The sequence below is a fragment of the Massilia agri genome (assembly GCF_024753255.1).
Classification (GTDB): Bacteria; Pseudomonadota; Gammaproteobacteria; order Burkholderiales; family Burkholderiaceae_D; genus Telluria; species Telluria agri.
Genome location: NZ_JANUHA010000038.1, coordinates 1 through 7,316, shown reverse-complemented (window position 1 = coordinate 7,316; position 7,316 = coordinate 1). Strand labels below are relative to the sequence as shown.

The following is a 7,316-nucleotide window of genomic DNA, read 5'->3' as shown; positions in this document are numbered from 1 at the left end:
GTTGATTACGTTAACCTTTTTTTCGACCCCTGCCGAAGCGGAGGCGAACTATAGCAAACGGCGGTGGTCGGACGCAAGACCTTTCGAACATCGGTGCATCCTCGCGAACAGCGTCTCGACAGTGCAGCAGCTATGATAGCAATTTGTCCATTTTGCTGACCACCATGTCCTCCCACCTGATCCGCCTGCCTCTCTCTGCCGCCTTGCTCGCTGCGTTCGCAACTCCTGTCCTGGCCCAGTCCGCCGCCCCGACGTCGGTCGTCGTGGTCACCGGCTCCCGTACGGAGCAGGAAAGCTTCGACCTGCCGGCCGCCGTCAGCGTCGTCGACGCCCAGCGCATCCAGGCCGGCCAGCCGCGGGTGAACCTGTCGGAGTCCCTGGTCGCCGTGCCGGGCATCGTGATCCAGAACCGCCAGAACTATGCGCAAGACCTGCAAGTCTCCTCGCGCGGCTTCGGCGCCCGCTCGTCCTTCGGCGTACGCGGTGTACGTTTGATCGCTGACGGTATCCCCGCGACCATGCCCGACGGCCAGGGCCAGGCCGCCACCTTCAACCTGGACATGGCCGAGCGCATCGAAATCCTGCGCGGTCCGTTCTCGGCCCTGTACGGCAACCATTCCGGCGGCGTCATCCAGCTGTTCACCCGTGATGGCGAGGGCCCGCCTTCGCTCGAACTGTCCGTCGCCGGCGGCAGCGACGGCCTGCGCAAGACGGACGTGAATGCGCAGGGCAAGGCCGGCGCGGTCGGCTATGTGCTTGACGCCTCCCGCTTCGAGACCGACGGCTACCGCGATCACAGCGCCGCCACCCGCGACCAGGCCTACGCCAAACTCACCCTGCCGACCGGACGCGACGGCAAGCTGACCATCGTCGCCAACTCGCTCGAACAGGACGACACCCAGGATCCGCTCGGCGTTACCTGGGCGACCTTCCAGCGCGACCCGCGCGCCGGCGAGATCGATACCACCGATACCCAGTCGCCGCAGCGTACCTTCGCCGAGCGCTACAACACGCGCAAGAGCATCGACCACCAGCAGATCGGGCTGAACTGGCAACAGCGCTTCGGCAGCAATCGCCTGCAGCTGACGGCCTACGGCGGCAACCGCCGCGTGATCCAGTACCAATCCTTCTCGCGCGCCTTCCAGCAACCCGCCACCCATTCCGGCGGCGTCATCGATTTCGACCGCGACTTCCGCGGCGTGGATGTGAACTGGCAGGACGTGCGAACGCTGGGCGCCGGAACGCTGCGCACGACCTTCGGCGTCGAATGGGCCGATTCGCAAGACGCGCGCCAGGGCTTCGAGAACTTTGTCGGCACCCAGTTCGGCCTCAAGGGACGCCTGCGCCGCGACGAGGACAACCGCCTGACCAGCGTCGATCCTTATGTACAGACCCAATGGGAATCCGGCGCCTGGGTCCTGACGGGCGGACTGCGGCATACGCGCCTGAAGGTGGGTGTGAGTGATCGCTTCCGTGACAACGGCGACGACAGCGGCGGTACGGACTTCAACGGCACCGTGCCCGTGATCGGCATCCTGCGCAAGGTCTCCCCTTCACTGAACCTGTACGCGAGCGCAGCACGCGGTTTTGAGACGCCGACGCTGAACGAACTGTTCTATTCGGCCGCCGGCGCCGGCTTCAACTTCGGCCTGGCCCCGAGCCGCAGCGTGCACCTGGAAGTGGGCGCCAAGTCCATGTTCGGCCAGCACACCCGCGCCGACATCGCCCTGTTCCAGGCGCGCACCCGGAACGAACTCGTGGTCGATGCATCGAACGGCGGCCGCACCAGCTACCGCAACGCCGGCCGCACCCTGCGCCAGGGCGTCGAGCTGTCGGTCGCCTCCAACTTCGCGGGCGGCTGGAACACCCTGGTCGCGGCCAATATCCTGCACGCCATTTACGATGACGGCTTCGGCGCGATCCCCTCCGGCAACCGTCTGCCGGGCGTGCCGCGCGCCAGCCTGTTCTCGGAGCTGGGCTGGACAGCGGCGGATGGCGGCCTGAATGCCGCGCTCGAAGCGCAGGCCGCTAGCCGTGTGCATCCGGACGACGCCAACACGGCCGTGCCGGCGCCGGGTTACGGCATCCTGAACGTCCGCCTGCAGGCCCGCCAGCAGATCGGCGCTTGGCGCCTGAAACAGTACCTGCGCGTAAACAACCTGCTCGACCGCGACTATGTCGGCTCGGTGATCGTGGCCGAAGCGAACCGCCGTTACTACGAGGCCGCCCCCGGCCGCAACTGGATGCTCGGCATCAGCGCGCAGTACCAGTTCCAGTAACCGGCAACGCTTCAGGGGCATGCGGCGCCGGCAGCGCAGCGGATGGATACAACTGCGCGAGCACGGCGTCCGCCGCCGGGATCACGGCCTTCTCGGCGAGCGCGGTTGCCGCTTCCTGGCTCGGCGCTTCGCGCAGGTCGCGCCACAAGGCCGGCAGGTCGCCGGCATGCGCCGTCACCGCCTTTTCCACTTCGGCCTGCCAGAAGGGCGGCGCCTCGCTCTCGACATAGTTCCCGCGTCCCCGGCCGAAGTGGGCCACCGCCAGGTAGCGCAGCAGGCCGCCCGAAAACAGGGTCTGCAAGAAGGCGTCGGCGAACTGCACCGTATGCTGGTTGCGGTCGGTGCCGACATTGAAACCCCATGCCGCACCGGCCATGGTCAGGGCGCCGACGATTGCCCCCAGCAGTGCACCTCCGCCGAGCGTCAGGCCGCCCGCCATCAGGTCCGCCGACAAGCCTGTCGCCGCGCCCGACACCATGGCGCCCAGCAGGCCGGCCTGGGCTTTGTCCACCGGCGCACGCACGGCGAAGTTTTCGCGCACCCGCGCATTGATCACCGAGGCCTCGCCGGGGTCGAGCTTGTGCAGGACCAGCATGCGCGCCGTCGTCGAGCCGATCTCGTCGTTGAGGCGCTGCACCAGGGCGGCCATGGCGAGCTCTTGCCGCTTCTGCTCGTCCTTGCCGAGACCGACGGCCTTGAGCGCGGATTTGACAAGACCTTTGCCTTCGCTCGACACCTCCTGGCGATCGCGCGCGGCGAAGGCCAACAGCTCCGCGACCAGGCGCAGGGCGTTGCGGTAACGCCGCTGGTTCGCCGCCTCCCAGGAAGCCAGCAGACGCGCATAGCCGGCCTGCCTTGATGGCTCGATCAGTTTGCCGATCGCATCGTAGAACACGTGCTCGTGCACCCAGCAGCGCGCAAAGGCATCGAGCGGCAACACCGCTTTCACTACCGGGAACTGCGTCAGGTGCTGCTTCCAGCGCTGCTGTTCACTCGCCTCTTCGGTACCGGGCCGGGGCGGTCCCATCTGGTTGAGCAGCACGGCCACCGGCTTGCCCAGCCATTCGAGGATCTTCATCTCGGACGGCAGGTAGCCGGCATCCTGCGGCGACTCTGAAGAATTGACGAGATAGAGCACGACGTCCGCCTCTTCCTTGGCCGCGCGCAAAGCCTGCTGACTGAGCCAGAACGGTTTGTCGCGATAGCGGTCGAACACCTCGCGCAGGAACCAGCCGATCGGGTTACCCGCCATCGACAGGCGCTTCAGCAGACGCACCGAATCGCCGAAGCCCGGCGTGTCCCACAGCACGAGGGAATCGCCCGCCTCGCTGGTCTGCAGCAGGTGCGCTTCCGCGAACTGGGTCACGTGGGCGGCGTCGCGCACCTCGCCCACGTCCATGCCCACCAGGGTGCGGGCCAGGGTCGTCTTGCCGTTGTTCGTGTGCGAGACGAGGGCGAACTGGATCTTGACCGGCTCTTCCATCAGCGCAGCTCCGGCAGGCGCAGGCCGGCGCCCAGTTCGATGGGGTATTTGTTCGGCTCGAGCAGGTTGACGAAGGTGGCCGAGGTGCCGTGGAAGCTGCAGAACTGCCGCCACAGGGCGCTGCGTTCGGCCACCCGTTCGGCGCTGCCGGGCTGGCTGCCGATGCGCTCTAGCAGGGGCGACTCGTCCACCAGCACGGCGACGCCGCGGCGCACGCGTTTCGTCAGGTAGTCGAGGAAGGCGCCGTGGTTTTCCTTTTCCGGCGTGGCGGAAAGGCTGAACAGCACCGCAGTGACGGTCACGCCGGCTTCGTCGAGCTGGGTGTCGCGCAGGGCGTCCTTGGCGTCGATGCCGTAGTCGCTGGGCGGACGCAATTGCACACGCGCCTGGGCGCCGAGTGCGGCAGCGGCAATAGCCCACAAGCCACGGTCGCGTGCTTCGTCGAGGGTGTAGCTGTAAGGGAGGACGCGCAGCAGCGCGGGCGAGCCGGCGCCGATGCTGTCCGCCAGCTTGCGGTAATACGGCTGGTCCAGGTCGAGCGGGAAATTACGCGCGAGCCGGTGTGCACGCCAGCCGGCGAAGGCGGCCAGCAGCAAGCGTGGCAGCACGACGAGCAGGAGCAGGGTCGCTCCGTAAAGGTGCACCCAGCGCTCGCCGCTGGCGGCGGTGACGGGGCGGCCGAAACGCAGCAGTTCGATCTCGGCCAGCGAGAACCCCTGGAGGAAAGGAAACACGTTCATTGCCGGCAAGAATAGCCATGACAACAGGGTGTGGACCTGGCGGCCGTCGAGGAAGGTGCTTTCCCAGCCGACCGCGTACTGGGTCAGCAAACCGCGCGCATACAGCGACGCGATGGCGCCGAGCGCGAAGCAGGCTGCGGACAGGTGAATCGTGCGGCTCAGGCGGGCGCGGGTGAGCGGTTCGCTGAGCGCGGCCCACTCGGCCATGAAGCTGCCGACGCCGGCGGCAAGCGGCGCGGGCAATTTGCGCGGCACGGCCACCTTGCCCAGGCTGAGGCGGCGCAAGAGGTTCGGGCTGGCCCAGCCATGGCGTTTGCCGGGAATGCAGGCCCATACCAGCATGAGAAGATAGACCAGCAGGTTCCAGCCTATGATCAAAAGAAAGGGGGCGGACAGGAGGTCGACGCGGTGCGGGTCGGCGATGCGGTCGATGACGGCGCCGCTGACAAATGCCAGGAACGGCAGGGCAAGCCAGAAGCCGGGCAGGCCCAGCCGGCGCTTCGCGAAGGCGCCGAAGGCGGGCGCGCGTTCGCCGAGGCGTTTCAGGATCTGTTCGGACCGCTGCTCCAGGAAATGGTGCTGCGTCATGGCAGCTTTGTCGTCCGCAGCCTGCCAGGCGGCGAGTTCCTTCGCGCTGCGGCTGGCGTACCTGCGATCGTCGTCGCTCAGCACCTCGTGATTCACGTCGGCGGTTTCGATGGCGCGCACCAGCACGGCATTGCGTGCGACCTGTTCGTTCATGCTTCTCCTGTCATGGTTGAAATGGCAAGGCTGACAGGTGCATTGTGCCCCAGATTCGGATCGCCGGCTGTTGCGCTGTTCGTCCCGAGCGAAACGGCAGGCGTAAAAAAACCCGGGCAGGCCCGGGCGTCGCGCCGTATTGCGATGTTCAGCTGCGGGGGTTCTTCTTGTTCGGCTTGCTGGCGTAGTCGGTGGCGGGCTGGTCGGGATGGCCCTGCAGTCCCTTGCCTCCACCCTTGCCCGAGTCCGATTGCTGCGAACCGGCATGTTGGTACTGTTCGATGCCACCCTGGCCGGACTGCTGGGCTTCGCCGAGGCGGTTCTGCTCAGCCTGCGCCTGCATGCGCTGGCCACGCTGGCGTGCACTCCAGCCGCCCCCTTGGGAACCGCCGACGCCGCCGCGCTGGTTGCGGCCGAGATCGGATTGCTGCGACCCCGTGTGTACCATCGGGAAAGGCGACTCCGGCCCGCCCGGCATCACGGCGCCCGGCGCACGCGACTGCAGGCTGCCTTCGGCCACGTTGACGGTTTTCGGTTTGTGGATGCCGCGCGAACGATTCACACCACCCAGGCTTTTTTCCTTCGATTTCATGATCCATCCTCCGCTTTGCTGAACCAATGGGTCGATCATGCGCGCCGAAACAATGCCGCTGTATAGGAGAAGACTCCGAGCCGCTGTAGGATTCGCCGCACGGTTACCGCTCAGCTAGCGTAGGCAGGTCCTGAAAAGGTTGAGCTGAGGCAAAGGAATGCGCGGCAGTGGCTGCTAGCATTTTTGTCTGCTATGCCTAGAGGAAATACGATGAGGTCCGATCTGCTCAAGCTCTGCCTGTTCTCGGTCCTTTGTCTCAGCCTTGCCGCAACGGCCGGGTCTGCAAGTAAGAAGCGACGGGCCTGGATCACCATCGGCGATGCGGCCTTCCAGAAGGTACAGATGGTGGCCCCCGACGCGGTGTCCGTCGGCAGCCGCCAGGTGCGCGCAGCCGGCTTGTCGGAAAAGGTGCATGCGGTCGTGCTGGACGAAAGCCGGCTCCTCGCGGTGACGGGTGCGATCCACCAGCAGATGGGCCAATGCGGCGGCTTCATGTACCACGCCAGCGAAGCCGAGGCGCGCGCCGCGCTCGAGGCCCGCCGCGTCGCCTTGCCGACGCCGGCCTACGCCATCGACCAGCGTGATGTGGTCGTGCCCATGCTTGCGGGCATGCAGGAACAGCATATCGCTTCGACGATCCTGTCACTGAGCGGCTTCACGAATCGCTATTACGCCAGCCAGAGCGGTGTCGATGCGGCGAACTGGCTGCTGGCCGCCTGGCGCGAACTGGCAGCAGACCGCGCGGATATCTCGGTTGCCCTCGTCACGCACAAGGCGTATCCGCAGCCCTCCGTCTCCCTGACGATCGCGGGCACGGACCTGGCGGATGAAAAAGTCGTGGTCGGCGCCCATCTCGATTCGATCCTCAGCTTCCGCATGAGCGCCACGGCGCGGGCGCCAGGGGCGGACGATGACGCGTCCGGAGTGGCCAGCATGACCGAAGCGCTGCGCGCCCTGATCGCGAGCGGCTACCGGCCACGCAGGACGATCCAGGTCTTTGCCTACGCCGCCGAAGAAGTGGGTTTGCGCGGGTCGCAGGAAATCGCTCGCGGGTTCAAGCAGGCGGGGCAAAAAGTCGCAGGCGTGCTGCAGCTCGACATGACCAACTACAAGGGCGCGGCAAACGACATCTACCTGATCACCGATTACACGAGCAGCGCCCAGAATACTTTCGTCGCCCAGCTGGCGGCCGCCTATCTTCCCGAGCTCACCGTCGGCAATGACCGCTGCGGCTACGGCTGTTCGGACCACGCGAGCTGGGATGCCCAGGGCTACCCGGTTTCGATGCCCTTCGAGTCCTCGATGGCGCGCGACAACCCGGCCATTCACACGTTGCGCGACACTTACGAAAACTCGGGCGGCCAGGCGGCGCACGCCCTGAAGTTCGCGCGCCTGGCCGCGGCATTCATGGTCGAACTGTCTGGTGGATAGATCGCGGCCAAGAATCGGGCGCAGTGAAGATTCGCAATACGAATCTGAAT

At 66.4% G+C, this 7,316-nt stretch carries 5 protein-coding genes; 2 read left to right on the top strand and 3 right to left on the bottom strand.

The features are described from left to right. Positions 1-143: 143 nt before the first annotated feature. Positions 144-2,279 (top strand): TonB-dependent receptor family protein, encoded by a 2,136-nt coding sequence (locus tag NX780_RS24980; protein ID WP_258830596.1) that lies wholly within the window; start codon positions 144-146, stop codon positions 2,277-2,279. On the opposite strand, the gene NX780_RS24975 is transcribed toward NX780_RS24980, so the two are convergent. The 3 genes from NX780_RS24975 to NX780_RS24965 form a co-directional block, all read right to left on the bottom strand. Continuing rightward, positions 2,254-3,762, bottom strand: coding sequence for a DUF3482 domain-containing protein (locus NX780_RS24975; RefSeq protein WP_258830595.1), 1,509 nt, complete (start codon positions 3,760-3,762; stop codon positions 2,254-2,256). The genes NX780_RS24980 and NX780_RS24975 overlap by 26 nt on opposite strands. Then, positions 3,762-5,243, bottom strand: coding sequence for a DUF2868 domain-containing protein (locus tag NX780_RS24970; protein WP_258830594.1), 1,482 nt, complete (start codon positions 5,241-5,243; stop codon positions 3,762-3,764). The genes NX780_RS24975 and NX780_RS24970 overlap by 1 nt, the downstream gene beginning before the upstream one ends. Before the next feature lie 148 nt (positions 5,244-5,391). Beyond that, entirely contained in the window at positions 5,392-5,835 is a 444-nt protein-coding gene (locus NX780_RS24965; protein WP_258830593.1) for a hypothetical protein, read from the bottom strand. A 210-nt stretch (positions 5,836-6,045) separates the two neighbouring features. On the opposite strand from NX780_RS24965, the gene NX780_RS24960 reads away from it, so the two are divergent. After that, a complete protein-coding gene (locus tag NX780_RS24960; RefSeq protein WP_258830592.1) occupies positions 6,046-7,266 on the top strand; it encodes a M20/M25/M40 family metallo-hydrolase in 1,221 nt (406 codons plus the stop codon). Positions 7,267-7,316 lie beyond the last annotated feature (50 nt).

Excerpts from the sequence above, each read along its gene's own strand:
- NX780_RS24965 (WP_258830593.1), bottom strand. The coding sequence starts at position 5,835 with ATGAAATCGAAGGAAAAAAGCCTGGGTGGTGTGAATCGTTCGCGCGGC.
- NX780_RS24960 (WP_258830592.1), top strand. The coding sequence starts at position 6,046 with ATGAGGTCCGATCTGCTCAAGCTCTGCCTGTTCTCGGTCCTTTGTCTC.
- NX780_RS24975 (WP_258830595.1), bottom strand. The coding sequence starts at position 3,762 with ATGGAAGAGCCGGTCAAGATCCAGTTCGCCCTCGTCTCGCACACGAAC.
- NX780_RS24970 (WP_258830594.1), bottom strand. The coding sequence starts at position 5,243 with ATGAACGAACAGGTCGCACGCAATGCCGTGCTGGTGCGCGCCATCGAA.